This is a genomic window from Nonomuraea indica (genome assembly GCF_002850745.1).
Classification (GTDB): Bacteria; Actinomycetota; Actinomycetes; order Streptosporangiales; family Streptosporangiaceae; genus Nonomuraea; species Nonomuraea indica.
Genome location: NZ_PJOK01000064.1, coordinates 106,729 through 132,210, shown reverse-complemented (window position 1 = coordinate 132,210; position 25,482 = coordinate 106,729). Strand labels below are relative to the sequence as shown.

General features: G+C 72.6%; 26 protein-coding genes. 13 read left to right on the top strand and 13 right to left on the bottom strand.

Annotated elements, in window-relative coordinates; translation table 11 throughout:
- The first annotated feature begins 10 nt into the window (after positions 1-10).
- The 4 genes from CXR44_RS37005 to CXR44_RS36990 all read left to right on the top strand — a co-directional run bounded on the left by CXR44_RS37005 (position 11) and on the right by CXR44_RS36990 (position 4,706).
- Positions 11-1,444 (top strand): carotenoid oxygenase family protein, encoded by a 1,434-nt coding sequence (locus CXR44_RS37005; protein WP_101790813.1) that lies wholly within the window; start codon positions 11-13, stop codon positions 1,442-1,444.
- The gene (locus CXR44_RS37000) at positions 1,441-2,580 is read left to right on the top strand and encodes an acetyl-CoA C-acyltransferase (protein WP_101790812.1); all 1,140 of its coding nucleotides are present in this window, start codon (positions 1,441-1,443) and stop codon (positions 2,578-2,580) included. The genes CXR44_RS37005 and CXR44_RS37000 overlap by 4 nt, the downstream gene beginning before the upstream one ends.
- The gene (locus tag CXR44_RS36995; protein ID WP_101790811.1) at positions 2,577-3,518 is read left to right on the top strand and encodes an LLM class F420-dependent oxidoreductase; all 942 of its coding nucleotides are present in this window, start codon (positions 2,577-2,579) and stop codon (positions 3,516-3,518) included. The genes CXR44_RS37000 and CXR44_RS36995 overlap by 4 nt, the downstream gene beginning before the upstream one ends.
- Positions 3,519-3,686: 168 nt before the next feature.
- Positions 3,687-4,706, top strand: coding sequence for an NAD(P)/FAD-dependent oxidoreductase (locus tag CXR44_RS36990; protein ID WP_101790869.1), 1,020 nt, complete (start codon positions 3,687-3,689; stop codon positions 4,704-4,706).
- 94 nt (positions 4,707-4,800) lie between these two features.
- Here CXR44_RS36990 and CXR44_RS36985 read toward each other — a convergent pair whose 3' ends face one another.
- Complete coding sequence (locus tag CXR44_RS36985; RefSeq protein ID WP_101790810.1) at positions 4,801-5,430, bottom strand: TetR/AcrR family transcriptional regulator; 630 nt, start codon at positions 5,428-5,430, stop codon at positions 4,801-4,803.
- A gap of 132 nt (positions 5,431-5,562) precedes the next feature.
- Between CXR44_RS36985 and CXR44_RS36980 the strand changes: the two genes are divergently transcribed.
- Positions 5,563-6,012: a hypothetical protein gene (locus CXR44_RS36980; RefSeq protein WP_101790809.1), complete on the top strand. Its 450-nt coding sequence runs from the start codon at positions 5,563-5,565 to the stop codon at positions 6,010-6,012.
- Positions 6,013-6,026: 14 nt separating this feature from the next.
- Here CXR44_RS36980 and CXR44_RS36975 read toward each other — a convergent pair whose 3' ends face one another.
- Positions 6,027-7,223 (bottom strand): FAD-dependent oxidoreductase, encoded by a 1,197-nt coding sequence (locus CXR44_RS36975; protein ID WP_101790808.1) that lies wholly within the window; start codon positions 7,221-7,223, stop codon positions 6,027-6,029.
- Positions 7,224-7,258: 35 nt separating this feature from the next.
- Between CXR44_RS36975 and CXR44_RS36970 the strand changes: the two genes are divergently transcribed.
- Positions 7,259-7,951 (top strand): TetR/AcrR family transcriptional regulator, encoded by a 693-nt coding sequence (locus CXR44_RS36970; protein ID WP_101790807.1) that lies wholly within the window; start codon positions 7,259-7,261, stop codon positions 7,949-7,951.
- A gap of 58 nt (positions 7,952-8,009) precedes the next feature.
- Here the strand turns inward: CXR44_RS36970 and CXR44_RS36965 are convergent, their stop codons facing one another.
- Positions 8,010-9,692: an alpha/beta fold hydrolase gene (locus tag CXR44_RS36965; RefSeq protein ID WP_101790806.1), complete on the bottom strand. Its 1,683-nt coding sequence runs from the start codon at positions 9,690-9,692 to the stop codon at positions 8,010-8,012.
- Between the two features lie 77 nt (positions 9,693-9,769).
- A complete protein-coding gene (locus CXR44_RS36960) occupies positions 9,770-10,327 on the bottom strand; it encodes a TetR/AcrR family transcriptional regulator (protein ID WP_101790805.1) in 558 nt (185 codons plus the stop codon).
- Positions 10,328-10,531: 204 nt separating this feature from the next.
- Here CXR44_RS36960 and CXR44_RS36955 point away from each other — a divergent pair, with 204 nt between their 5' ends.
- A complete protein-coding gene (locus CXR44_RS36955; RefSeq protein WP_101790804.1) occupies positions 10,532-11,521 on the top strand; it encodes a TerC/Alx family metal homeostasis membrane protein in 990 nt (329 codons plus the stop codon).
- A gap of 291 nt (positions 11,522-11,812) precedes the next feature.
- Here CXR44_RS36955 and CXR44_RS36945 read toward each other — a convergent pair whose 3' ends face one another.
- The 3 genes from CXR44_RS36945 to CXR44_RS36935 form a co-directional block, all read right to left on the bottom strand.
- Entirely contained in the window at positions 11,813-12,553 is a 741-nt protein-coding gene (locus CXR44_RS36945) for a 3-keto-5-aminohexanoate cleavage protein (RefSeq protein ID WP_101790803.1), read from the bottom strand.
- A gap of 81 nt (positions 12,554-12,634) precedes the next feature.
- Entirely contained in the window at positions 12,635-13,528 is an 894-nt protein-coding gene (locus CXR44_RS36940; protein WP_101790802.1) for a CU044_5270 family protein, read from the bottom strand.
- Between the two features lie 2 nt (positions 13,529-13,530).
- The gene (locus CXR44_RS36935; protein WP_101790801.1) at positions 13,531-14,130 is read right to left on the bottom strand and encodes an RNA polymerase sigma factor; all 600 of its coding nucleotides are present in this window, start codon (positions 14,128-14,130) and stop codon (positions 13,531-13,533) included.
- Between the two features lie 190 nt (positions 14,131-14,320).
- Here CXR44_RS36935 and CXR44_RS36930 point away from each other — a divergent pair, with 190 nt between their 5' ends.
- Complete coding sequence (locus CXR44_RS36930; protein WP_180903884.1) at positions 14,321-15,376, top strand: protein kinase family protein; 1,056 nt, start codon at positions 14,321-14,323, stop codon at positions 15,374-15,376.
- 184 nt (positions 15,377-15,560) lie between these two features.
- Positions 15,561-16,010, top strand: a complete 450-nt coding sequence (locus tag CXR44_RS36925; protein ID WP_219602232.1) for a cupin domain-containing protein — start codon at positions 15,561-15,563, stop codon at positions 16,008-16,010.
- 31 nt (positions 16,011-16,041) lie between these two features.
- Here CXR44_RS36925 and CXR44_RS36920 read toward each other — a convergent pair whose 3' ends face one another.
- Complete coding sequence (locus tag CXR44_RS36920) at positions 16,042-16,644, bottom strand: class I SAM-dependent methyltransferase (RefSeq protein WP_101790799.1); 603 nt, start codon at positions 16,642-16,644, stop codon at positions 16,042-16,044.
- Positions 16,645-16,826: 182 nt separating this feature from the next.
- Between CXR44_RS36920 and CXR44_RS36915 the strand changes: the two genes are divergently transcribed.
- On the top strand, positions 16,827-17,357 hold the full coding sequence (locus CXR44_RS36915; protein ID WP_101790798.1) for a MarR family winged helix-turn-helix transcriptional regulator: 531 nt from the start codon (positions 16,827-16,829) through the stop codon (positions 17,355-17,357).
- A 60-nt stretch (positions 17,358-17,417) separates the two neighbouring features.
- Here CXR44_RS36915 and CXR44_RS36910 read toward each other — a convergent pair whose 3' ends face one another.
- Together CXR44_RS36910 and CXR44_RS36905 are read right to left on the bottom strand one after the other, a co-directional pair.
- A complete protein-coding gene (locus tag CXR44_RS36910; RefSeq protein WP_101790797.1) occupies positions 17,418-17,879 on the bottom strand; it encodes a VOC family protein in 462 nt (153 codons plus the stop codon).
- Complete coding sequence (locus CXR44_RS36905) at positions 17,876-18,463, bottom strand: DinB family protein (RefSeq protein WP_101790796.1); 588 nt, start codon at positions 18,461-18,463, stop codon at positions 17,876-17,878. Before CXR44_RS36905 ends, CXR44_RS36910 begins: the two co-directional genes overlap by 4 nt.
- Before the next feature lie 62 nt (positions 18,464-18,525).
- On the opposite strand from CXR44_RS36905, the gene CXR44_RS36900 reads away from it, so the two are divergent.
- Both CXR44_RS36900 and CXR44_RS36895 read left to right on the top strand, forming a co-directional pair.
- Positions 18,526-19,524: a helix-turn-helix transcriptional regulator gene (locus tag CXR44_RS36900; RefSeq protein WP_101790795.1), complete on the top strand. Its 999-nt coding sequence runs from the start codon at positions 18,526-18,528 to the stop codon at positions 19,522-19,524.
- A gap of 183 nt (positions 19,525-19,707) precedes the next feature.
- On the top strand, positions 19,708-20,604 hold the full coding sequence (locus CXR44_RS36895) for a glycoside hydrolase family 16 protein (protein WP_101790794.1): 897 nt from the start codon (positions 19,708-19,710) through the stop codon (positions 20,602-20,604).
- Between the two features lie 118 nt (positions 20,605-20,722).
- On the opposite strand, the gene CXR44_RS36890 is transcribed toward CXR44_RS36895, so the two are convergent.
- From CXR44_RS36890 to CXR44_RS36880, 3 genes are all read right to left on the bottom strand, one after another.
- Positions 20,723-21,985, bottom strand: a complete 1,263-nt coding sequence (locus CXR44_RS36890; RefSeq protein ID WP_144070219.1) for a hypothetical protein — start codon at positions 21,983-21,985, stop codon at positions 20,723-20,725.
- 126 nt (positions 21,986-22,111) lie between these two features.
- Positions 22,112-22,981 (bottom strand): hypothetical protein, encoded by an 870-nt coding sequence (locus CXR44_RS36885; RefSeq protein ID WP_101790792.1) that lies wholly within the window; start codon positions 22,979-22,981, stop codon positions 22,112-22,114.
- Between the two features lie 203 nt (positions 22,982-23,184).
- Complete coding sequence (locus tag CXR44_RS36880) at positions 23,185-24,756, bottom strand: MDR family MFS transporter (RefSeq protein WP_101790791.1); 1,572 nt, start codon at positions 24,754-24,756, stop codon at positions 23,185-23,187.
- Positions 24,757-24,866: 110 nt separating this feature from the next.
- On the opposite strand from CXR44_RS36880, the gene CXR44_RS36875 reads away from it, so the two are divergent.
- Entirely contained in the window at positions 24,867-25,448 is a 582-nt protein-coding gene (locus CXR44_RS36875; RefSeq protein WP_101790790.1) for a TetR/AcrR family transcriptional regulator, read from the top strand.
- Positions 25,449-25,482: the final 34 nt, after the last annotated feature.

Sequence of the window (25,482 nt, the reverse complement as noted above, 5' to 3'; positions counted from 1 at the left end):
GCTTCCGGTCATGGCCGAGAGTGTCGTGATGATGGACGAGTCGGGGGAGCAGAACCCGTACCTGCTGGGCGTCTACGCCCCGGTCCAGGACGAGGTCACCGCCGACGAGCTCACCGTGATCGGGCGTATCCCCGCCGACCTGAACGGCGTCTACCTGCGCAACGGGCCCAACGCCCGCTATCCGATGAAGGGGCGCTACCACTGGTTCGACGGCGACGGCATGGTCCACGCCGTGCACTTCGAGAACGGCAGGGCCCGCTACCGCAACCGCTGGATCCGCACCCGCGCCTTCGAGGCCGAGTCGGCCGCCGGCAGGTCTCTGTGGACAGGCGTCATGGAGAACCCCGAGGGCAACCCGTTCGGCAACGCGCGCGGCCTGCCGTACAAGGACACGGCCAACACCGACGTGATCTTCCACCGGGGGAAGGTCCTCGCCGCCTGGTACCTGTGCGGCACGCCGTACACCCTGGACCCGCTCTCCCTGGAGACGCTCGGCGTCGACACCTTCCTCGACACGCTCGACGGCGACTTCATGGCCCATCCCAAGGTGGACGAGCGCACCGGCGAGCTGTTCTGGTTCGACTACGGGCCGCGGCCACCGTACCTGCGCTACGGCGTCGTCGGCCGGTCCGGCGCGGTCGAGCACTGCGTCGAGCTGGACCTGCCGGGCGCCCGGCTGCCCCACGACATGGCGATCACCGAGAACCACGCGATCCTCATGGACCTGCCGCTCTACCAGGACCTCGACGCCGCCCGGCAGGGCCGCTACAAGCTCACCTTCGACCGCGAGCTGCCCGCACGCTTCGGCGTGATCCCCAGGCGGGGCCATCAGGTGCGCTGGTTCGAGGCCAGGCCCTGCTACATCTACCACGTGGTCAACGCCTGGGAGGAGGGCGAGGAGATCGTCATGGACGTCTGCCGCGTCTCCCGCCCGGCGCCCCACGGCGGCGGTTCGCCGCTCACCCGCATGATCGCCTACCTCAAGCTCGACGCGCGCATGTACCGCTACCGCTTCGACCTGCGCACCGGGCGCACCTCGGAGGAGTACGTGGACGGCAACCACAACACCGAGTTCCCCTCTATCGACGCCCGCTCCACCGGCTACCGCACCCGCTACGCCTACAACGTCTCCGTCGCCGACGCCGAGACCAACCTCTTCGACGGCCTGGTCCGCTACGACAACGTCACCGGAACCAAGGAGACCTACTCCTACGGCCCCGGCGTCTACGGCAGCGAGGCCCCCTTCGCGCCCCGCGACGGCTCGACCGGCGAGGACGACGGCTACCTCGTCACCTTCGCCACCGACTCGGCCGCCGGCCGTTCGGAGGTCCAGATCCTCGACGCGTCGCGCATCTCCGACGGGCCCGTCGCCCGCGTGCTGCTGCCGCAGCGCGTGCCGCTCGGCTTCCACGCCACCTGGGTACGCGCGGAGCAGCTGCGATGAGCGAGGCCTACGTCTACGAGTGCGTCAGGACCCCGCGCGGCAAGGCGCGCCCCGGCGGCGGCCTCGCCGACGTCACACCGCTCGCCATGCTGGAGGGCCTGCTCGCCGCCCTCGTGGAACGCACCGGGCTGCGGGGGGCGGACGATCTCCTGGTGGGCTGCGCCGGCCAGCACGGCGACCAGGGCGGCAACCTGGCCCGCACCGCCGCGCTGACCACGGGCTTCGACTCGCCCGGCATGACGCTCAACCGCTTCTGCACCTCCGGCATCGACGCCGTGAGCACCGCCGCCGCACTCGTCTCGTCCGGCTCGCGCCGGACCGTGGTCGCGGGCGGGGTCGAGTCGGTCTCCCGCGTCCCGATGTTCTCCGACCGCGGGCCGCTGTGGTCGCTGCCCGTCGGCTCGCTCCACATGGGCGTCGCCGCCGACACCGTCGCCACTCTGGAGGGCTTCACCCGCGAGGAGCTCGACGCGTACGGCCTGCGCACCCAGACCCTGGCGGCGGACGCCTGGGCCGCCGGCCGCCACGCCCGCTCGCTCGTCCCCGTGAGCGACCTCACCCACGACGAGCACGTACGGCCGGGCACCACGCTCGGCGCGCTCGCGGCCATGGAACCCGCCTTCGCCGCGACCCCCGGCCAGGACGAGATCGTCCTGAGGCACCTGCCCGAGCTGGACTCCGTCAGCCACCTGCACACCCGCGGCACCTCGCCCAGCCTCTGCGACGCGGCCGGGCTGGTGCTCGTCGGCCGCGACCTCGACCTGCCGCCGCTGGCCCGCGTCGCCGGCGCCGCCACCGCCGTCGGCGACCCGGTCACCATGCTCACCGCCGGGCAGCTCGCGGTCGAGCGGGTGCTGGCCGAGGCCGGGCTGTCGCCGGACGACGTCGAGGTCTTCGAGTTCGCCGAGGCCTTCGCGGCGCTCTGCCTGAAGTTCCAGCGGGACCTCGGGGTCGGCGACGACCGCTTCAACGTCAACGGCGGCACCATCGCCATGGGCCACGCCTTCGGCGCCACCGGCGCCATCCTGATCGCCGCCTGCGTGGACGAGCTGCACCGCCGCGGCGCCCGCTACGGAGTCGCGGCGGTCAGCGGCGCGGCGGGTTCCGGCTCGGCCGTCCTGCTGGAGCGCGTATGAACCTGTCCGTGTCCCTGGGGCTGTGGCAGGACCGCCCGGCCGAGGAGGCCCTGCTGACCGCCCGCGCAGCCGACGAACTGGGCTACCCCTCCCTCTGGGTCGGCGAGATGGCGACCTACGACGCCTTCGCCCTGGCCACCGCCATCGGCCTGGCCACGGACCGGATCGGACTCACCGTGGGCCCGCTCGCGGTGGCCGTCCGCGACCCGATGATGATCGCGATGGGCGTCGCCTCCGTCGCCTCGGTCACCGGCCGCCGGGTCGACGTGGCCGTGGGCACGTCCAGCCCGATGGTCGTGGAGAGCTGGCACGGCCGCTCCCGCGCCGGGTCCGCCGCCGCGCTGCGTGAGACGGTACGAGCGCTCCGGCCGCTCCTCGACGGCGACAGGTCCGACTTCACCGGAACCCACGTGCGCAGCACCGGCTACCGGCTCCGCCTGCCCGCCCCCCGCTCCCGGCTCGCGGTGGCCGCCTTCGGCCCCTCCGCCGTCCGCACCGCCGCCCTGGCGGACCGCATGGTGCTCAACCTCGTCACGCCCGTCTCCGCCGGGCGGCTCGTCGCCCGGTTGCGCGCCGCCGACCCGGACGTGCCCGTCACCGCCTGGGTCACGGCCGCCGCCGACCCCGACCGCGAGGCCGTGGACCGGGTACGCCGCGCCGTCGTCGGCTACCTGCCCGCTCCCGGCTACGGCGAGATGTTCGCCGAGGCCGGATTCGGCGACGTCGTCGCGTTCGCCCGCACCCGGCCGCACCCGCGCGACCTGCTGGCCGCCGTCCCCGACGAGCTCGTGGCCTCCGTCGCCCTGCTCGGCGATCCGCGGGAGCAGCTGGCGGCCTACGCGGCGGCGGGGGTGGACGAGGTGGCGATCGTCCCGGTCAGCACGGACCGCGACCCCGGCGGCGCCGGGACCCTCCAGGCCCTCGCCGGACGGCCGTAAGGGAGCACGGCCGTCAGCGGATCGGCCCGGACGCGCCGGAGCGCCTGCGTGCTGGACGGTCGAGGGACGCGATCGGGCCGTGGTCTCCATCGACCGATTTGCCGGATCGGCAAGAGAGTTTGCCGCTGTTGTGACATGGTCGGCATGGTGGTCACGGAGGTGGTCACGATGACCGATGAGCTGGGCGGCAGCTATGACGTGGTGGTGGTCGGCGGAGGCGCCGCGGGGTTGAGCGGAGCGCTGCAGCTCGCGCGGGCGCGGCGGTCGGTGGCGGCGATCGACGCGGGATCCCCGCGCAACGCCCCGGCGGCGGGCGTCCACGGGCTGCTCGCCCGGGACGGGATCCCCCCGGCCGAGCTGGTGGAACGCGGCCGGGCCGAGGTCCGCCGGTACGGCGGCCACGTGGTGTCCGGCGAGGTCGGCGCGGTGGCGCGCGACGGCGACGGGTTCGCGGTGGCGCTGGCCGACGGGCGGGCCGTCCGGGCGCGCCGGCTGCTGGTGACGACCGGGCTGGTCGACGAGTTGCCGGACGTCCCGGGGCTGCGGGCCCGGTGGGGCAGGGACGTGGTGCACTGCCCGTACTGCCACGGCTGGGAGGTCCGCGACCGGGCCATCGGCGTGCTGGCGTCCGGGCCGCTGACGGTGCACCAGGCGCTGCTGTTCAGACAGTGGAGCGCCGACGTCACCCTCTTCACCCACACCATGCCGCCGCCCGGCGACGCGGAGCAGGAGCAACTGGCCGCCCGCGGGATCCGCGTGGTGACCGGCGAGGTGGCGGCCCTGGAGGTCGCCGGGGACCGGCTCGTGGGCGTCCGCCTGGCCGACGGCACGGTGGCCGGCCGGGAGGTGCTGGCGGTCTCGTCGCGGATGACGGCGCGGGTCGCCTTCCTGGCGGAGCTGGGCCTGCGGCCGGTCGAACACCCGTTGGGAGTCGGCGAACACGTCCCCGCCGACCCGACCGGCCGCACCGAGGTGCCCGGCGTGTGGGTCGCGGGCAACGTCACCGACCTGACCGCCCAGGTCGGCGCCGCGGCGGCGGCGGGCGCCAACGCTGCGGCCCACGTCAACGCCGATCTGGTCGCCGAGGACACCCGCCGCGCCGTCGCCGCCTGGCGGGACCCGTACTCCGCCGCGCACGAGACGAGCCTCGGCGAGCCGGCCATGGGTGAGCGCCGCCACGGCCCGTGATTCCCGCCCGGCCTCGCGGCGGACTCCGCGGGCGGCATCGGCGGCCCGCCCGGCAGGCGGCCGCCGAGGCTCCTGGGACGACGGCCCCCGGCCTCTAGGCGGGGTGTCCGTGGCCAGGGGCGGGCCAGATGCCGCGCAGGGGGCGCATGCCCTCCTCGACGTAGGCGGCGATGGGGCGGTCGCCGCCGTCGAGGTACCACTGTTCGAGTGCGGCGAAGTAGCCGAAGACGAGGGCGTTGGTGGTCACGCGAGCCTGCGTCTCGGTCAGCTCGCCGGTCGCCGCGATCAGTGGCGCGATCCGCCGGCTCGCGCGGTCGAGAGTGGCGCAGACGGCCGTGCGGACCGACGGCTCGGTGAAGAAGTAGCGGACCCTGCGCCACGGGCTCTTCGCGGCGTGCGGGCCCTCGCCGTCGCCGTCGGAACCGGCGGCGCCCTCCGGTGCGGATTCGTAGGCGAGGACGGCCTGGAGCAGGCTGCCGATGGGATCGCCGGGGTCCAGGACGTCCTTGAGCGCCTCCGGGCTCATCCTGTCGAACTCGTCGGCGACCACGATCCCTTCCTTGGTGCCGAAGTAGCGGTACACCGACGACGGCGAGACCTCGGCCGCGGCCGCGATCTCCTCGATCGTGACCGCGGCGAACCCTCTCTCGTCGAACAGATCGAGGGCGCGTTCCTGGATGGAGCGCATGGCCTTGATGCGCCGGCGCTCGCGAAGCCCGTTCATGCGATCAGAGTAGCAGGCAGTCGCACGCTGAAGAATGTCACTCTCAAATGACATTGACTGCCTGAAACGCCGTCATTAGAGTCACTTGCTCAAGACAGTGACTGTCACAAATCCATGGAAGGAACCCAGGCCATGACGGCGTCGAAGCAGAGATCGCGCAACCGGCTTCCCGTGGCGATGATGTGCGTCGGGGCGGCGCTCACCGCGATCGCGGCCATCTTCCCGTTCGTCGACCGGGCCACGACGACCGTCCTGGCGGACCACGTCAGGGCCGGCTATCCGGCCTACGGGCCCGACGCCGTCGACGCCGCCATCACCGCCTACGTGACGATCCTGTCCGTGATCGGGGTACTGGGACTCCTCGGCTGGCTCGGCGCGATCTGGGCCCTCCGGGCCGGCGTGCGCTGGGCCCGCCCGCTGGCGACCGGGCTGCTCGCGATCGCGGCCTGCCTCGCGGTCGCCGCGCTGACCGTCCGGGACACCTCGGGCGATGTCGGCCTCGCGCCGCTGCTGGGCTGGCTGCTGGTCCTCCCGTGCGTGCCCGGTCTCGCCGCGGTCGTGCTCTGGAGAAGGGCGGAATGACCCGCGTCCGGCGATCAGGATGGCTGGACTTCGTCGAAGAGGGCGAGGGCTTCGGCGGGGTCGGGGCTCACGAGGCGTTCCAGACCGGCCGCCGTGATCCTCGCCCACCTGCCGGCCCGTGCCCACATCCGCTCCTCGAAGGCGCGGACGGCCGCGTCCAAGTCGCCAGGGCCTGGGGCGGCGGCGACGGACTCGGCGAGTTCGGCGCCTTCCAGCATCGCGAGGTTCGCGCCCACCCCCAACGGGGGCAGCAGGTGGGCGGCGTCGCCCAGGAGCGTCACCCCGGGTACGTGGGTCCAGGTGTGGGCCACGGGCAGGACGTAGAGGGGGCGACGGACGAAAGCGGTGCCGTGGCGGAGGAGGTCGAGGACGGGAGCGGCCCAACCGTCGAACAGGGCCAACAGGCTTGATCGCACGGCCTCGACGTCGACCCGTCCCGAACCCGCCTCCAGGTCTGTGTCCAGGTCTGTGTCAAGGCTTGCATGCCGGTGCGGGCCCGCATGCCGGTCCAGGTCCGGGTGCCGGTCCAGCGTTGCGCGAAAAAGGGCGTACACCTTGACGTGACCGCCGCTGTTGCGCTGGGCGACGAGGGCGCGGTTCACGCCGTACACGGCCACGGAACCGTCGCCGACCAGCCGGGCGAGGTCGGGGTGGCGGGTGTCGACCGCGTCCAGGAACGTCTCGACCAGCGTGACGCCGGTGTGGTGCGGCGTCGCGGACGAGACCGCCGGCCTGACCCGGGACCAGGCGCCGTCCGCGCCGACCACGAGGTCGAACGTCTCCTGTCGCCCGTCCGCGAGATGGACCAGCACGCCGTCCCGGCTGCCCGGCACCACGTCCGTCACGCTCCGCCCCCACTGGACGTCCAGGGGGCCGAGCAGCAGGTCACGGAGTTGCCCGCGGTCGATCTCGGGGTTGGCCCGGTCATCCGGACGGGGCCGCCAGTCGCGGAGCACGGTCCCGTCCGTGTCCAGGATGCGCATGGACTGGCCCTCGGGACGGGACAGCGCCCGGAACTCCTTCAGCAGCCCCGCCTTGTCCAGCGCGAGTTGCCCCAGCCCTTCGTGCAGGTCCAGGGTGCCGCCCGGGGGCCGCGCGTCGGGGGCGGGATCGCGTTCGAGGACGGTGACGGAGTGATCGTGGCGGCGCAGGACGCGGGCGAAGGTGAGGCCGGCGGGGCCGCCTCCGACCACCGCGATACGATGTCTCATGACGATACAGCGTATCGGAACCGTACGATGTATCCATGACTGTGTGGGACCGGCCGGAGCCGCCGACTCGCCCGGCGCCGCTCGACCGGGAGCGGATCGTCGCCGCCGCCATCGCGCTGGCCGACGAGGGCGGGCTGGAGGCGGTGTCGTTGCGCAAGGTGGCCGCCCGGCTGGACGTCGGCCCGATGCGGCTGTACGGATACATCGCCACCAAGGAGGAGCTGTTCGACCTCATGGTGGACGAGGTCCACGCCGAGATCCTCCCCGGGGAGCAGCCCGGCGACTGGCGGGAGGTCCTGCGCATCCGCGCCGTCCGCACCAGGCAAGCCGCCCTCCGTCACGAATGGCTGGCCGACCTGCTCGGCGGCCGTCCGGCCCTGGGCCCGAACGCCCTCGCCGTGACCGAGGCCACGCTGGCCGCCCTCGACGGCCTCGCCGATCTCGACACGGTCATGGGCGCCGTGGAGACCGTCAGCGCCTACTTCACCGGCGCCATCAGGCGCGAGATCGCGAACCTGCGGGCCGAGCGCGCCACGGGCCTGTCCAAGCGCGACTGGCAGCGCGCCTCCGGCCCGCATGTGATGCGGATGCTGGCCACGGGCCGCTTCCCGGCGCTGGCCAAGCTCGTGCACGACGGCACGGAGGTGGACGCCGAGGAGTCCTTCGCGACCGGCCTGGACTGGGTCCTCGACGCCGTGGCCGCCAAACTCGCCCGGCCGCCGGCCTGACTCTCGGGGGCATCCCGCCTGTGGTCGCCGGCGCTGCCGTCGCAGCGGCCTTCTTCGCTCAGCGGAGAGAACCCCCGCCGATGAGGTCGGCGACCCGGGCCGGGTGGGTGAGCTGCGGATAGTGGCCGGCCCCCGCGATCTCCGCCACCGGGTGGCCGGTGTCCACGGTCAGCGGGTCGGCCGAGCCGGTGACGATCTGCACCGGGACGCTCACCCGGTCCAGCAGTGCCCGTGACCGGTCACGGGCGGCCGAGGCCGCACGCAGCGCCGCGACCACCCGGCGGGCCACGCCGGGCCGGCGCAGGTCGGTCGCGGCGCTCGCCACCTCGGGCCCCTCCGGAAGGCCCAGCGTCGCGGCCAGGCGGGCGGCGGACATGCGGCGCAGCATCGGGACGGCCAGGAGCGAGCGGTTCAGCCACGGGCCGGGCGCCTGCAGGAACGCCGGGGAGACGAGGACCAGCCGGCTGACGCGCTCGGGATGTTCGACGGCGAAGCGGAGCGCGGGACCGCAGGCCAGCGAGTGCGCGACCAGCGTGGGCCGGGTTCGCACCGGGGCCAGCAGCTCGGCCAGCCAGGCGTCGGTCCGCCCGTCGGCGGGGGCGGACCGGCCCAGGCCGGGCAGGTCGGGGGCCAGGACCGGTCCCGGGAGGTGCGCGGCGACGGGCGCCCAGAGGTCGGCGTTCATGGGCAGGCCGTGCAGCAGGACCTGGGCCGGGCGGTCCCGCTCGCCGGCCACCCAGGTGCGGCTGCCCGCCACGGAGCGGAAGCCGTACGGTCGCAGCCAGGGTGAGGCGGCGCCGAAGCGGGTGGCGACCAGGTCGTCGGCCCATGCGCGCAGGGCCTCGACGGCCGGAGGTGGCTCCAGACCGGCGGCCGCCGCGAACGCGCGGGCCGAGGCCGTCGGGTAGCGGTCGGACGACAGGAACGACAGCGTCTCGGGATCGGCGCCGGTCAGGCCGCGCGGCAGGCGGCGTACGAGACCCACCGGGATGGTCCGGCGGGGCGCCCGCACGCCCAGGTGGCCGGCGATCGTGCTGATCAGTTCGGGCAGCAGGGGAGTGGTGTCGTCTAGCACCCAGTAGTGCTCGCCCGCCGGTGCGGCGGGGATCTCGGCCAGGAAGCCGACGAGGTAGTCGATCGTGACGATCGGCACGAAGACGTCGGGGCCTCCGGGGAGCGCCGGGAGCCGCCCGTTCCACAGGTCCTTGACGAGGGCGGCCAGGCCGATGTACTGGCCAGGCCCGATCACGCTGCTGGGGTTGGCGATGGTCAGCGGGAGCCCGAGCTCGGCGGCGCGGGTGCGCACCGCGTGGTCGGCCTCGACCTTCGACGCCTCGTAGGCCCCCAGCCTGGCGTAGTCGGGCTGGGCGTCGGACGCGCTGACCCGGTATCCGCTGATGTGGACGACGCGCCGCAGACCGGGGAGCGTCGCGGCCCAGTCGAGCACGTTGAGCGCCCCGGTCACGTTGGCCGCCCGGGCCTCCGGCACGCCGAGGCCGAAGGAGTAGCGGCCGGCGGTGTTGTAGACGTCGCGTGCGCCGGGCAGCCCGGCTCCGGTGAGCGGCCGGCTGATGTCGGCGGTGACGACGGTCAGCCCGCCGGTGCCGACGTTCCGGGACTTCAGCCAGGGGGTGAGCGTGTCGTTCCGTACGACCGCCACCACCTGTTGTCCTCTGCCGAGCAGCTCCGCGACCAGGGACCGGCCGATGAAACCTGTCGCGCCGAAGACGATCGCGTCCATGGACCCTCCAAAAATAGATCGGTCTACATATTTTCTGGCCAGAAAAGAGGCCCACCCAGCTGGGCGGGCCTGTCCGGTCAGTTCAGCAGTGCGGCGATCCGGCGGGAAACCCGGCTCAGCGGTTCCCTGCTGCGATGCGTCCGCGCCAGCAGCAGGGCCCCCTCGACCAGGGCCAGGATGGTCACGGCGAGGTCGTCGGCGTCCGGACGGCCCTCCAGCCGGGTACGCAGGGCCGCCTCCCAGTCGGTGTAGACCTGCGAGCAGGCCTGCTGCAGCGGGTCGCTGGTGGCCGCCATCTCCAGTGCCACCGTGGCCACCGGGCAGCCCTTGCGCCAGCCCGACTCCTCCAGCCGGTCGCCCAGGTAGCGCAGCACGCCCTCGACGAACTCCGTCACGGAGGAGCTGGAGCCGGCGAGGTCGTCCATCGCGCCGCCGATCACCCGGCCGGCCCGCCGTACGGATTCGCCGACCAGCTGGTCCTTCCCGTCGGGGAAATGGAAATAGAGGGAGCCGCGCGGTGCGCCGCTGGCGGCGACCACCTGGTTGAGCCCGGCCCCGAGGTATCCTCCGGTCTCGATCAGCTCCTGGGTGGCGTCGAGCAGCCGGTCCCGTGTCTCCGAACCCTTCTGTCCCACCCCGCCAAAGTAGACCGCTCTACATATTATTTCAAGTACGGGTGGTGTGCCCGCGTCACTTGACCTACCCTGGGGCCTGGCGAGGGGAGTACTTCCCAAGTGCCGCTCCGGTCAGTACGGACGCACCGAGCGTCCCCGGACGGCCGCCCGTAACCCCCGGGTGAAGGAGACCTCGAACGACTGAGTGACGTTCGAGGAGGTTTCATGCCCGTGGGGACAGTTCTGGCTGCGTCCGGTCCGGACAGCATCGCGTCCACCGGCCTGTGGTGGGTCACCGTCGCCGCCCTGCTCCTGCTTCTGGCCATCGACATCGTGCTGACCCGCCGCCCGCACGAGGTGCGCATGCGCGAGGCGGTGGCGTGGTCGGTGTTCTACCTGGTGCTGCCGGTGGCGTTCGGCGCCTACCTGTGGGGGGCGTTCGGCGGGACCACGGCGGTGGAGTTCTTCACCGGCTACGTGGTGGAGAAGTCGCTGTCGGTGGACAACCTGTTCGTGTTCATGCTGTTGCTGGCGGCGTTCGCGGTGCCGGCCGAGCTGGCCCAGCGGGTGCTGCTGTACGGGATCGTCGGGGCGCTGGTGCTCCGAGCGGTGTTCATCGCGCTCGGGGCGGCGGCGCTGCAGAGCGGAACATGGGCGTTCCTGCTGTTCGGAGCCGTCCTCATCGTGACGGCCGGCAAGGTGCTCAGGGAGGCGGTGCGGGGCGGCGAGCAGGAGGTCGACATCGACTCCATGCGCAGCGTCCGGCTGCTGCGCCGCTTCGTCCCGGTGACCCGTGACTACCACGGCTTCCGGCTGGTGGTCCGGGAGGCCGGGAGGCCGGCCGTGACGCCGCTGGCGCTGGCCACCGTGGCGGTGTTCGCCACCGACATCGTCTTCGCCGTCGACTCGGTGCCCGCCGTGTACGGGGTGACCGAGGACCCGTTCCTCGTCTTCGCCACCAACGCCTTCGCGCTGCTGGGCCTGCGCGCGCTGTACTTCGTGCTGAAGGGGGCGCTCGCCAAGCTGCGGCACCTCAACCACGGGCTGGCCGTCATCCTGGCGTTCATCGGGGTCAAGCTGATCCTGCACTGGGCGCACGGCCTGTGGGCGTGGGTGCCCGAGATCCCCACGTTGCTCTCCCTCGGCGTCATCGTCACGGTGCTGGTCACGGTCACGCTCACCAGCCTGCGAGCCGAGAGCCGGGCGGTGCGCTGAACCACACCTGCGCTGACACGTACGGTGGAGCCCCGGCCGCGCCCTACGGTCACCCCCTGGCCGAGCTCGGCGGGGTCCCCGACAGCGTCCTGGACGCCCTCGCCCAGGCCCTGCGGCTGGACGGCACAGAGCGGGACCACCTGCATGCCCATGCCCGCCCGGCGCGGGCATGGGCATGCCGCCCGGTGAAGGCCGCCGTGCGGCCCAGCCTGCTGCGCCGAGAGCTACCAAGCCGGACTCCGCCTCCGCGCCTCCATGATCTGGATCACGGAACTCACGCAGAGCACGTGATCACGACTCGCTGAGGAGTGTCCTGCGCGTGTGCTGGATGATCTCGCGTGCTACGCGGATGAGGGCGGCGTTGCCCGGGGCGGGGGCGCCGTCGGGGAGGTGGAGCACGTCTTCCAGGCCAATGCGGGCGTCCAGCCGGCGGGAGGCCGCAAGTCGCAGGATGGGCCACGCGGTGGTGTCTTCGCCGTGCAGGAGAATCGGCGCGGCAGCCGGTTCGAGTTCATCGAGCAGGCCGGCTGCGGCATGGAGCGCGTCCTGCGGGGTGGCCTCGGTGATCTCGGCCAGGACACGCAGGACTCGGCGAGATCCGGGCCAGCCCAGAAACCGTTGTGCCGCGGGAGTACCGGAGTAGATGCCGGCTTCGATGCCGACCCCCCGGTCCAGCAAGGCCGCGGCGACATCGGCGGCGCCGTCCTCGTGCCAGTTCACGGAAGCGTGGTCGGGCAGCACGGTCCAGGCGCGGACCTGCGCGGCACGGACCTGAGGGTCTGCCGTGGCCCATGCACCGGTGGTGACCCCAACCGGGATACCCGGGACAGCAACCCGCACCGCGCTCACAGCGGCGGCGACGGCGGTGGCTTCCAGCGTGTCCTGACCGTCGCGGTCCTTGGGGTGCAGATGGACGTCCTCGGCGCCGGCGGCGACAGCCTCACGGGCCGCCGCCGCCAGCTCGTCGGCGGTCACCGGCAGATGGGAACACTCGGCACGGCTTCGAGCACCGTTGAGACAAGCCTGCAGCATGGCGCCATCTTCGCAGGTGGTACCCAGGGGGTTTCCGTGGCAGGCGACCAGACACAGGCGCTCCTCGAGGAGAAGCGCACTTCACCCGGACGGGAGCTGGTCCGTCCACTCGGCGCGGATCGTCCGCATGCCGTCCAGGTCATAGGCCATTCCGCCTGTGAGGGGCGCCCATACGGAGGTTTCGCGGATCCGCCCGGTGTCCGGGTCGACGACCATGGTGCCCTTCCCGAGAGCCACGGGGACCTGCAGGCGCCGCCCGCCATCGGTCTCGCCGAGATCGATGACTCCGGGACGTGCGGCGAGCGCTTGATAGGCGGCGGCACGGACCTGGGGCGAGACCGGCGCCTCACTGATCAGCGAGATCAGCGCCTCCATGGCGAGGCCGTCCTGCTCGGCAGCCGTGATCGGCCCTCCGCTGGGGCGGACACCGCTTCCGGGGACGGCCGACCAGAGCCGGGTGTACAGGGCCTTGTCGTCGGCGGGCAGTGACCGCAACTCTTCGAAGGTCATGCGCAGCGGCCCCACCGCGAAAGGCTGAGGCTTCATCGGCCACTCCAAGAGCTTGCCTTCCCCCTTCAGCCCCTTGCCTTTGATCCAGAAATGACCGTCGCGCCGATACCAGTACTCCTCGGTCTCAGCCGCCTCGTTGGTGATGGTGATGTGCCAGTACGTCCCGGCCCCCTCAGGGGTGCGCTCGGCCGTGTCGGCGGCGACGAGCAGGACGTCACGCGCACTCATGACCGGCGGCCGGGAGTCGCCGACCCGGCCCGGCACGATCACGAGCGCGGCGGCGATGGCCGCCGCGACCGCTGGGATCAGGATCCATCGCGCCCGCCGCCAGGGGGTGCGCCGGCGCGCCGTGGGCGACGGGCTGCCGGCGCGTTCCAGGAGGGCCGCGCGGGCGGCCGTGCAGGCGGCGTGCGAGGGAGGGTCGGGCTGCGGGCGCACCGCGTGCAGCATCTCGATGTCGTCCATGGTCAACCGTCCTTTCCGGCTGTTGTCGGCTCGGCGCCGTTCAGTGAGGCGCGCAGGGTCTTGCGGGCCCGGTGCAGCCGGGTCCGGACGGCGGCGCCGGTGAGGCCCAGTGCCTCGGCCGCCTCCTCGGAGCTCAGCCCGCCCCAGGCGATGAGCAGGAGCACCTCACGGTGGGAGCGGGGGATCTTCGCGAGCGCCGCCATCAGAGGCACCCGTTGCACCTGGGCGTCGACACGGCCCGCGACCTGGTCGGCGTGGCCGTCGTCGGCCTGCGTGGGAGGCGTCCGGGAAAGCGCCCGATACCGCCTGGCCTCCGCCCGATGATGCCGGGCGATCAGGTTGGTGACGATCCCGTACAGCCAGGGCCGGGCATCCTCACGCGACAGGTCGTAGCGGCCACGCCGGTCGAACGCGACCAGGAACGTCTCCGCGGCCACGTCGTCCGCGAGGCTCGGCCCCAACCGCTGTGCGGCGAACCCGTGGATCTGGAAGTAGTAGCGGTCGAAGACCGCGGCGAAGCGTTCCGGGTCCTGCCACGATTGCTCGATGATCGCCGCGTCAGTGACCTCCTGGTCCGGAAGCGCCCGGGTCATTGCGGACATATCCAGATCTTTCGTGTCATTGTCTGCCTTCGGTAGCGTGAACGGTCGCCCTCCTTCGCCGATGGACGGACATGTGTTTCACCAGCTGTCGTGGAGGGCAATGCGACATCCGCTTCAGACGAAGCGGCGCCAGGAAGGGCGATGGGACGAACCACGCGCCGTCAAGCCCTCATCGGCCGGTAGGGTGATCATGATGACGGACGCGCGGCTGATCACCCACCGTGACGTTTCCGCGGCCATGGCTCGCTACGGCGACCGGGAGTTGGCCGAGCTGCTGGAGCGCGAGGCCGTGTCCCTCGGCACCGGCATCGGCGGGACGTCCGCGCGGCTCGAGGTCGGCGGCGCCTCGGTCTTCGTCAAACGCGTGCCCCTCACCGAGCCCGACCTGCGCCATCCGCACTCGACGGCCGACCTGTTCGGGCTGCCGCCCTTCTGCCAGTACGGCATCGGCTCGCCCGGCTTCGGCGCCTGGCGCGAGCTGGCCGCGCACAGGATGACCACCGAGTGGGTGCTGACCGGCCGGTTCCCCGGCTTCCCGCTGCTGTATCACTGGCGGGTGCTGCCCAACGCCGAGCCCGCCCCGCTGTACGGAGGGCTGGCCGACATCGATCGGGCGGTCACGTTCTGGGAGGGCGCGCCGGGCGTGCGCCGCCGCCTCGAAGCTCTGGCAGGGGCTCCGGCGAGCCTGACGCTCTTCCTGGAGTACTTTCCCCGCAGCCTGCACCAGTGGCTGGACGAGCGGGTGCGCGCGGGCGACGCCGACCGCGCGTGCGCCCTGGTGGACCAGGGCCTGCGTGAGGCCGTGTCGTTCATGAACGCGGGCGGCCTCCTGCACTTCGACGCGCATTTCGAGAACATCCTCACCGACGGGCGCCGCCTCTACGTGACCGACTTCGGGCAGGCCGTGTCGCCCCGGTTCGACCTGTCGGAGGAGGAGCAGGCCTTCTGCCGCCGGCACCTGACCTTCGACCGCACCTACACGCTGACGTACCTGGTGAACTGGCTGGCCGGGGCCTTCCACGGCGTCGGCTGGCCGGAGCGTCGCGAACTGGTGCGGACATGGGCGGCGGGAAAGCGGCCGACCGGCGTGCCCGGCGGGGTCGCCGCGCTACTGTCGCGGCACAGCCCGCTGGCCACCGTGCTGAACGACTTCTACCACGGCCTGCAGAGTGAGAGCAGGAAGACGCCGTACCCGCTGGAGAAGATCCGCCAGGTTGCCGAACGGCACGCCCTGCCGCTCGAGTGAAAGCCGCCTGACGCGTGATACTCCCTGGGTCGTAGCCTGGCGGGTCGTGCACCCGGTGCGGTAGCGGCGAACGACTTCGCTCGCAGGATGTCTCCGAACGGCGACCGGACGACGATTGCGGTCACGGGTACCTCCCACCATCCAAGAGGTCAGTGACAGTGACGAGCAGACAGGCCGGATCGGCATGACCATCACCCCGATCGATCTCTTCACGTCCCTTCTCCACCTTCACCAGGGCGGCGGCATCCATGCCGGGCGAAGATCGACGGACTCCGAACAGGACGGCTGGCAGGTGTCGGCCTTCCACGCGAAGACCGGCGCCGACGTCCACGCCGACCACTGGCAGGTCCACCCCGAGGGCGAGAAGGTCGTGTGCTGCCTCATCGGGAAGTTCCGCCTCTTCCTTCGCCCGGAGCGGCCGGGGCAGGAGGAGGAAGAGATCAGGCTGACGGCCGGAACCGCCGTCATCGTCCCGCGCGGGCGATGGCACCGCATCGCGCTGGACATCCCCAGCACCGTCATGGCCGTCGCCCTGCCCCGAGGCGGCCGGCTGGAGAAGCGGACCGAGGCGTGGCCGGATGACGGTGTTCCGGCCGCGAACGGGGTGGTTCAGACGTCGTCGCGAAGGCCGTAGCGCTGCCCGGCGTTCATGCGGCGGGCGCCGCTCAGTCCCGCGGTTTGCGCCAGATGATGCTGTAGCGCAGCAGGAGATGGCGGCGATACTCGGAGCCGGGCAGGATGTCGGCGGCCAGCGCCCGCATCTGCCGGTACGTCACCGGCGGCGGCCACACCGTGGGGGACGGGTGCTGCCAGAGACCCTTCACCACGCGGTGGCACACGCCGACGGCGACGCCGGCCAGGTCGCGCGGCAGGTCGCCGGGCATGGTGCTACGGGCCAGGCCGACGACGGCCAGGACCCCGCCGGGGCGCAGCAGGTCACGCATGCGGGCCAGCCCCGCGGCGGCGTCCATGTGGTGCAGGGTGGCCACCGACGCGACGACGTCGAAGGAGGCGGGCTCGAAGGGGTGGGTGAGGAAGTCGCCGAGGACGTACTCGACGTCGTCCGACTGCTCTCGGGCCTGGCCGATGCTGGGCTCGTCCAGGTCGATGCCGGTGACGTGGGGCACCGTGCGCCGGAGTTCGCGGGCGAGCATGCCCTCGCCGCAGCCGACGTCGAGGGCGCGCCGGGCGCCGTCGGGGACCGCGCGCAGGACGCGGGGGTGGTAGTGGATGTTGTGGTTCCACCGCTTGCGGTTCTGCACAGCCATGTGATCATCCTGTCGGACACATCCGGTGGCCGCATCGGCCTCTGCGAATACCAGGATGGAGGCCGTACTTCACCTCCGCCCCGTCCGTGCTCTTCGCCGGGGAGGCGCGCCGCGCCGCGTGAGAGAATCCTCTCCGCCGAGTAGATGAACGTTGAGATTGTTCGCCGAGAGAGGCCCCGCCGATGAGCGACGTCGTAGATCAGATCCTCGCCCAGTGGCGGAGGGAGCGTCCCGACGTCGACGTCTGGCCCATGGGGGTCGTCGGGCGGATCACCCGGCTGTCCCGGCTGCTCGACCGGGAGCTGAAGGAGTTCTTCGCCGGGCACGGCCTCGAGCGCTGGGAGTTCGACGTGCTGGCCACCCTGCGCCGGTCCGGGCCGCCGTACGAACTGACGGCGGGGGCCCTGAACCGGGCCGCCATGGTGACCTCGGGCGCGGTCACCAACCGGATCGACCGCCTGGCGGCCCGGGGGCTCGTCGAGCGCCTGCCCGACGAGGAGGACCGGCGCTCGGTGCGCGTCCGCCTGACCGATCAGGGCCGCGCGATGGTGGACGAGATCGTCGGGCCGCATGTGGCGAACGAGGTGCGCCTGCTCGCCGGGCTGGCGCCGGAGGAACGGGAGCGGCTGACCGGCCTGCTGCGGGGCCTCCTCGAGTCGCTCGGAGACACCTCCACCGAGGAGGACACGCCCGAGCGCCACGCGTCGCGGTAGCCGACCGGCCGCCTCGGCCGCTTCGACCGGTCCGGGCTTCCGCGACCGCGACGAGCCGCGTCAGTCCAGGCAGAACTCGTTGCCCTCGGGGTCCGTCATCACGATGAAGCCGGCGCTCAGCGGGGGAGCCGGCTCGTGGCGACGCACCCGCTTCGCTCCCAGCGCGACGAGCCGGTCGCACTCGGCCTCCAGGGCCGCCATCCGCTCCTCGCCCCGCAGCCCGGGTGCGGCGCGGACGTCGAGGTGGACGCGGTTCTTGGCGACCTTGCCCTCCGGGACCCGCTGGAAGAACAGCCGTGGACCGTGCCCGTCCGGGTCCTCGACGGCCGAGTTGGTGTTGCGCTGCTCCTCCGGTACGCCGGCTCGGGCGAGGAAGTCGTCCCACGCGGCCAGCGGGTCCGCGTCCGCGGGCAGCTCGACCCCCGGCGGGGCGGGGTGGACGTAGCCCAGCACGTCGCGCCAGAAGGACGACAGCGCCCGGGGGTCGTGGGCGTCGAAGGTGACCTGGATGTGGCGGCTCATCGGGTGGCTCCGTTCGTGGCGGCTTTCGTGTGCAGGTAGAGGTCGCGCAGCAGGCAGACCTCGGACAGGTGGTGGATCAGCTCGCGGTGGATGTGCAGCACCAGGTCCGCCATGGACGCCTCCGGGTAGGGCTCCTTCGCGCCGACGGGGACCCGGAGCCCCGCCTCGCCGAGGCCGCGCACTCCGGCCAGCCAGACGTCGAGCTGCGTCTGGAGCTGGTCGAGCGCGGTGGCGGCGCTGCCGGCGTACTCCCAGGACTCGTACGACGCCGCCGGCGCGCCGAAGTGCGCCGCGTTGCGCAAGGCGAGGACGCCGACGATGACGTGACCGAGTCGCCAGGCGATCGTGGTGAAGGCCGCGGGGACCGGCTCGGGGAAGGCGTAGTCCAGGGTGAAGTCCCCGCCGCCGGCCTGCACGGGCGCCGCCGAGCTGCCGCGTGGCCGCACGCTCCAGGCGTCCGGCACGGGTGACCAGAAGTACTCGTCGTCGGTGAGGCCGTCGAGCCGGGCTCGCAGCTGATGGTTCCAGTGGAACTCCCACTGCTCGCGCAGGGTCCGGTTCCAGTCGAGTCCGTCTGCATCCATGGGGCTACCCTGACACCTCTGGCGGACAGGATCGGTCCGCTATCTGTGGCAGGGTGAGTGACGTGGACATCGCGGGCGGCGCCGAGCGGGGCACGACGGAGCGGGTGCTCACCCTGCTGGGGCTGCTGCAGCAGCGCCAGGTCTGGACCGGCCCCGAGCTCGCCGACCGGCTCGGCGTGACACCGCGCACGATCCGGCGTGACGTCGAGCGGCTGCGCGCGCTCGGCTACCCGGTGCATGCCGGCCAGGGTGTCGGCGGTGGCTACCGGCTCGGCGCGGGGCGGGACCTGCCGCCGCTGCTTCTCGACGACGAGGAGGCGATCGCCACGGCGGTCTCGCTGCTCGCCGGCGCGGGCGGCGCGGTCGCCGGCGCCGGCGACGCCGCTCTGCGGGCGCTGACCAAGCTCGACCGGGTGCTGCCGACCCGGCTGCGGCACGAGGTGCGGGCACTGTCCGGCGCGGTGGAGTCCTTCGGCGTGGCCCGTACGCCGGTCGATCCCGAGGTGCTCATGACGCTCGCCAGAGCCTGCCGCGACGAGGTCGAGGCCGGCTTCGACTACCCGTCAGGGGGCGAGGTGCGCCGGCGGCGGGTCGAGCCCTACCGTCTGGTCGCCTCCGACCGGCGCTGGTACCTCCTGGCCTACGACCTCGATCGCGACGACTGGCGCAGCTTCCGCGTCGACCGGATGACCGACGTGTCGGCACGGGCCTGGCGCTTCCGCCCGCGCGCTGCGCCCGACGCGGCCACGTACGTGCAGGAGAGCGTGGCGAGCCGGGTCTACCCGCACCAGGCGCGCTTCCTCGTGCACGCGCCCGCCGACACGGTGCGCGCGCAGGTTCCGGCGTCGGCGGCCGTCGTACGACAGCGGGGGAGCGAGCGGTGCGAGGTGGTCAGCGGCGCCGGCAACCTCGACTTCGTACTCATGCACGTGCTCCTGCTGGGGCACGACTTCGAGGTGCTCGACCCTCCGGAGCTCGGGGAGCGCTGTCGGGCGCTGGCGGAGAGGCTGCTGTCAGCCGGTACGACGATGCCACCGGGGCCGGATGTCGAGGAGTCGTGAGCCCCGGCGACACCCGAGCCCGAAACTTGACGATCTTTCCTTCCCTCCGTGGAAGCCGGTGCCATACTGATCCCGCCTAACCATGATCATTCCCCCGGATGAGGACAGATTGCGGCAAAGCCGACACGCGTCAGGGCGCCGGCCGCCACCGTCCAGGCTCAGGGATCGAGGAAAGGAACGAACATGTCCGAACAAGGGCTCAACCGGCGCCGGCTGCTGACCTCGGCGGTGGCGGCCGCCGGCGGTCTGTCCTTGGGGCTCTCGCTCGGCCCCTCGGCGGCACACGCCACGCCTCCGGACGCCAACCGCACCCGCCGCGCCGGAGCCACGTGGGAGAACCTCATCGAGAAGTCCTCCTTCTCCAGCCTGTCGGCCTTCAACCAGGAATGGAACTACCTCTACCCCTGGGAGGGCGACGCCGACACCCACAACGGCGCCGCCCGGATGCACGCCGGCCAGGTCTCCCTCAGCCAGGGCGTGCTGACCCTGACGGCGACCCGGCTGGCCGCGCCGGACGGGACCAGCCCGCACGCGCCGAACGCTCCACTGTGGTACCGCTCCGGCGCGGTCCACGCCAAGGAGCAGATCCTCGTCAACGACCAGTTTCCCGAGTACGACATCGAGGGCGAGTTCCGCACGCAGACCGGCCGAGGCATCTGGCCGGCCTTCTGGACCACCGGCACCTGGCCGGCCTGGCCGCCGGAGACCGACATCCTCGAGTACGTCGGGGACTCCACGAACCTCTTCAACACCTGGAGCAAGGACGCGAACGGAGGCGAGGTCGTCGAGCGGGAGCGCGTCGAGGTCGCCAATCCCGACGCCTGGCACAAGTACCGCGTCTGGATGTACAAGGACGGCGACGACGTCATGCTCGACTACTACTTCGACGGGGTCTGGAAGGCGACCCATCGAGGAGTCGGCTGGGCGGGCATCCCGCAGCGGCTGATCATCAACCTGCAGATGGGCTCCTACGCCTCCGGTGAGCCCGGCGACGCCGACTGGGCGCAGCAGCCCGGCCCCACCGGCAACACCTACTTCCGCGCCCGCAACGTGTGGGTCGGGCGGACCCGCGCCTGGTGACCCGCCGTCCCTGAGGCACACGACGTCAACGCGCGAGCCTCTGCCGCGCCGTCGGCCCCGGGATGCCTGCCGGCCCGGGGCCACCCGCGCATGATCCTTCGCGGGTTCGGCCGCTCCTTCAGTGGCTGCCGAACCCGCCCGTGTAGCTGGTCGGCCAGCTGCCGATGGGCCCCTTCCGGCGCGAGGGGGAGGGTGTCGTGGGCGGCGCAGGCAGGGGAGCGGGCCGGCCGGACCGGGCCGCGGCCGTCACGACGGCGTACTTGAGCGTCCACCACCACCATTCCCCACCGGCGGGCCGGGACGAGACGTCGGCGAAGTAGCCGGTCACCAGGAGGCCGCGGGGGTCGGCCGCGTCATAACGCTCCCACTGCTCCGTAGCGAAGAGGAACGCCGCGCGCCCGCTCTCGTCGAGCATGGAGGGCAGGTATCCGGCCTCGGCGACGGCGGCGCGCATCTCCTGGTCGTCGCCGGCCAGGGCGCGCCCGCACGCCTCGTCCCGGGCCGCGGAGTCGTCCAGCCGCCGCAGCAGCCGGCGACAACCCTGGGCGATCTCGGGCGGACCCGGCTGCAGGACACCCTGAGCCAGCGCGTCCACGAGCTTCCTCGCGTCCGTGGCACGCGCGATCGGGCCGGCCAGGTCCGGCCGGTCCCTCAACAGGGCGAGCAGCACCGCGTGGGCTCCGGCGAACCGGGGCGGGTCGTCCTTCCCGGCCGCCGGCGGCAGGAGGGGGAGGTGCGGGTTGGCCCGCAGCATCCGGGTGAGCAGGGTGGGGGCCGCTTCCGTCTCGCGCCACAGCAGGTACGGCCTGGGCTGCTCGCGCGCGTCCGGGTGCGTCGCGTGGTGAGCCCCGTCGCGTACCCCGGAGACGAACGCCGAGCTCAGGGCGGCCAGGAGGTGCGGCTGGTCGGTGCGGGCCAGCAGGCCCGACAGCGGACCGAAGGAGGTCTCCGCGGGGCTCTCGGCGTTGGCCGCGTGCACGAGCCACTCAGCCAGGTCGCGGTGCGACCCGTGCACCGGCCCGGGGAGGGGGAGCTCCGGGGCGTCCAGGTAGGCGACAGCCCGTACGCCCGGCTGGTGAACGGCGCCGTCCACGGGTTCGAGAAGGAAGGCGGTGATCTGTGGTGGTACGCGGCGGGGTGGGAGCCGGGAGAAGTCGGTGCGGCGGTGGACGCCGCCCACGGCCTGCGCGCAGAACTCGGCCAGCAACTCCCGCAGCGCGAACGGGTCGGCGGCGGCTTCGTCGGCCGCCCGTGCGGCGATCCGGGCCTCCCGGCTGTCCTCAGGGGCCGCCCACATGAGGCGGGCGAGCTCCCGCAGGGCCCCCGCCTCGCGCGACTGGGCGGTGTGCGGATCGAACCCGCGGGCGAGCAGGCGCCTCACCCGCGTGGCATGCGCCCACGCCACCACGCGGCGGACAACCTCACCTGCCGGCCTCGCGCGCTGACCTCCTGCCGTGTCGTCGCCACCCATGACGCCAGTATTCCCCGGCTCCGGTCGGGGCAGCGCTCAGCGCCCTCGGCCGGCGGCGTGCACCCCGTCCCAGTCGATGGCGACCTTCTGCGGGTCCTCGGGGGCGACCCTGGCGACGAGCCGGGCGTCGGGGAGGAGGCCGGCCAGGTGGTGCGGCGGCACCCGGTGGGCGAGGCGCACCTCGTACGGGCCGTGCGGGCCGTCCACGCGGAGAAGCAGCCCCACGATGGGATCGCCGTTGTCGGCCGTCATCCCGTTCGTCGAGAACGTACCGAGGACGGTGACCACGGCGGGTACGCCCCGGGCGAGGATGTCGGCGGCCGACACCCGCTCTCCCGCCGGGGGGAAGCCCTGCGCCGGGGCCTGCTCCCAGTCGATGCGGACACGGCCGCGGTCGTGCGGATCGACGAAGAGGCGCAGGCGGGCGCCCGGGAGGACGGCGCCCACCAGGAGGCGGGGCAGCGAGTCGCGGTGGGCGAGCCGGTAGGCCTCCCCGTCCGCGGGGTGCACCTCCAGATCGAACGCGACCACGGGCTGGTCGTTGACCGTCACGCCGGTGTCGCGCATGGCGAGGACGACCGCGCCGGCCCGCACGCCGTTGGCCAGGAGATCGTGGTTGCCGCCACCGGCCATGTCCTTGAGCAGCCCGAACAGCCCGCCGGCCCCGCCCGGCCGCGCCGGTGCCCCGTCGAAGCCCGCCATGGCCCTGCCCATCGCACGGCTGGTGAGGCCCCACACGAGCAGGAACGCTCCGGGAACCGTCAGCGCCATGCCGACCGTGAAGGCGGTGACCGCCCAGCCCGGCATCGGCCACATGAACATCCCGGCGACCCCGGCGGCCAGCACGCCGGCGCCGATCACCTCCACGGCCACTCCCATCGGGAGCAGCATTCCCTTGCGCATCATCAGCGTCTTCCTCGCTCGCCGGTCGGGTTCGTGCCCCGTCAGGTAACAGGGGAGCGCTTGCACGCAGGTTGCATCCCGTTGTCGCGGCGAGGGGGGCGTCAGGCGGAGGGCTTGCGAGACTGCCCGACCAGTGCCGCGTCCTCCTGGACCAGGCGCTCCATCCCGCCCATGCGGACGGCGACGGTGGCGTCGACGGCCGCCGGTCACGCGCCGGTCCGGGCCTCCTTCGCGGCGGGCTCGGGCAGGTCCAGGCTGTCGCGCAACACGGCGGGCCTGAGGAAGGCGGCCGCGACGAGGCCGACGACGGTGATCCCGGCCGAGATCAGGAAGATGTGGCCGGTGGCGTCACCGTAGGCGGCCCGGACGATCGCCTTGACCGGCTCGGGCAGCGCGGCGAGGTTGAGGCTGCCCCTCGCGGCGCGTTCGGTGACGGGGATGCCGGCCTTGGCCAGGCCTTCGGTGATGTGGGCGGCGACCCGGTTGGCCAGGATGGCCCCGAGCACCGAGACGCCGACGGTGCCGCCGAGCGAGCGGAAGAACGTGACGGCGCCGCTGGCGGCGCCGATCTCGCGCAGCGGGACGGTGTTCTGGATGACCAGGACGAGGTTCTGCATGGACATGCCGACACCGACGCCGACGGCCAGCATGTAGACCGAGATCAGCACGATCGAGGTCTCGTGGTCGATCGTGGCCAGGCCCGCGAACCCCAGCAGCAGGACGACCAGGCCGGTCAGGATGTACGGCTTGGTGCGACCGCTCCGGGAGACCATCCGGCCGCTGACGGTGGAGGACACCAGCACGCCCGCCATCATGGGGATGGTCAGCAGACCGGCGGCCGTGGGGCCGTAGCCGCGGCCGATCTGGAAGTACTGGCCGAGGAAGACCGCGCCGCCGAACATGGCCATCCCGACGGAGAGGCTGGCGATGATGGCCAGGGCGGGGGTGCGCCTGCTGATGACGTGCAGCGGGACGACCGGCTCCTTGACCTTCGACTCGACCCAGGTGGCCACGGCGAGCAGCAGCACGCCGCCGCCGGCCATGGCCGCGGTCTGCCAGGACAGCCAGGCGAAGTCGTTGCCGACGAAGGTGACCCAGATGAGCAGGACGCTGACGCCGGCCGCGATCAGGGTCGCGCCCCAGTAGTCGATGCTCACGTCCGGGCGGCGCACGGTGGGCAGGTGCAGGGTCTTGGCCAGCAGCGCGAAGGCGGCGACGCTGAACGGCACGGCGATGAAGAAGCACCAGCGCCAGCCGAGCCAGGAGGTGTCGGCGATGAGCCCGCCGAGCAAGGGACCGCCGACGGTGGCCACGGCCATGACGGCGCCGAGATAGCCGTTGTAGCGGCCGCGCTCCTTGGGGCTGATCATCGCGGCGATGACCACCTGGGCGAGGATCTGCAGCGCGCCCATGCCGAGCCCCTGGACCGCGCGGAAGGCGATGAGCTGCCCGGTGTCCTGGGCGAAGCCGCAGGCCAGCGAGCTGACCATGAAGATCACGATGGAGATCTGCAGCAGCAGCTTCTTGTCGAACAGGTCGGCCAGCTTGCCCCAGACAGGTGTCGACGCGGTCGAGGCCAGCAGGGACGCGGTGACGACCCAGGTGTACTGCGACTGGCTGCCCTCGAGCGCGCCGATGATCTGCGGCAGCGCCACCGAGACGACGGTGCCGCTGAGCATCGCGACGAACAGGACCAGCAGCAGGCCGCTGAGGGGCTCCAGGATCTGACGATGGGTCATCGGCTCGGCCACGGACGGCGTCGCCGTCTGTGCGGTCATGCGCAACCTCCGGCTGTTAGGGCACTGCGGGCAACTCGGACACCCTACCTTCCCAGTGAGCAAATTTGCGCATTGGGCATTTATTCCGTTCGGGTAAGCTTGCCCGCATCATGGACGCCACAGTGGGGTTGCGCGAACGCAAGAAGGCCGAGACGCGCCAGGCGGTGCACGAGGCCACGCTGCGGCTCGCCGTGGAGCTGGGCCTCGACAACGTCACGGTCGAGGCCATCGCCGACGCCGCCAACATCTCGCGCCGGACGTTCTCCAACTACTTCGACAGCAAGGAGGACGCGCTCCTCTACGGCGACGAGCGCCGCCTCGGCGAGCTGGTGCAGCACGTTCGCGACCAGCCGGCACAGCTGTCGGCCTGGCGGGCGCTGCGCGGGGCCCTGGAGTGTCTCTTCGACGAGGACGGCAGTCCCGACCGCGACTGGCTGATCCGCACCAAGCTGGCCAAGCGGCACCCGTCACTGCTCGCCAGGCAGCTGGCCAGCCGGGTGCGGCTGGAGACCCAGCTGACCCAGGCGCTGGCCGGACGGGCGGCCGGCGGGGTCGCCGCCGAGGTGATCACCGCCGCGTTCCTCGCCGGGCTGCGCGTCGCAACCCAGCGGTGGATCGCCGATGGCGAGACGCGCACGCTGCGCGAGATCACCGACCAGGTGCTCGACCAGATCGCCCAGCCGTTCGGCTGACGGCCGCCTCTCAGCGTGGAGACTTGACACCGAC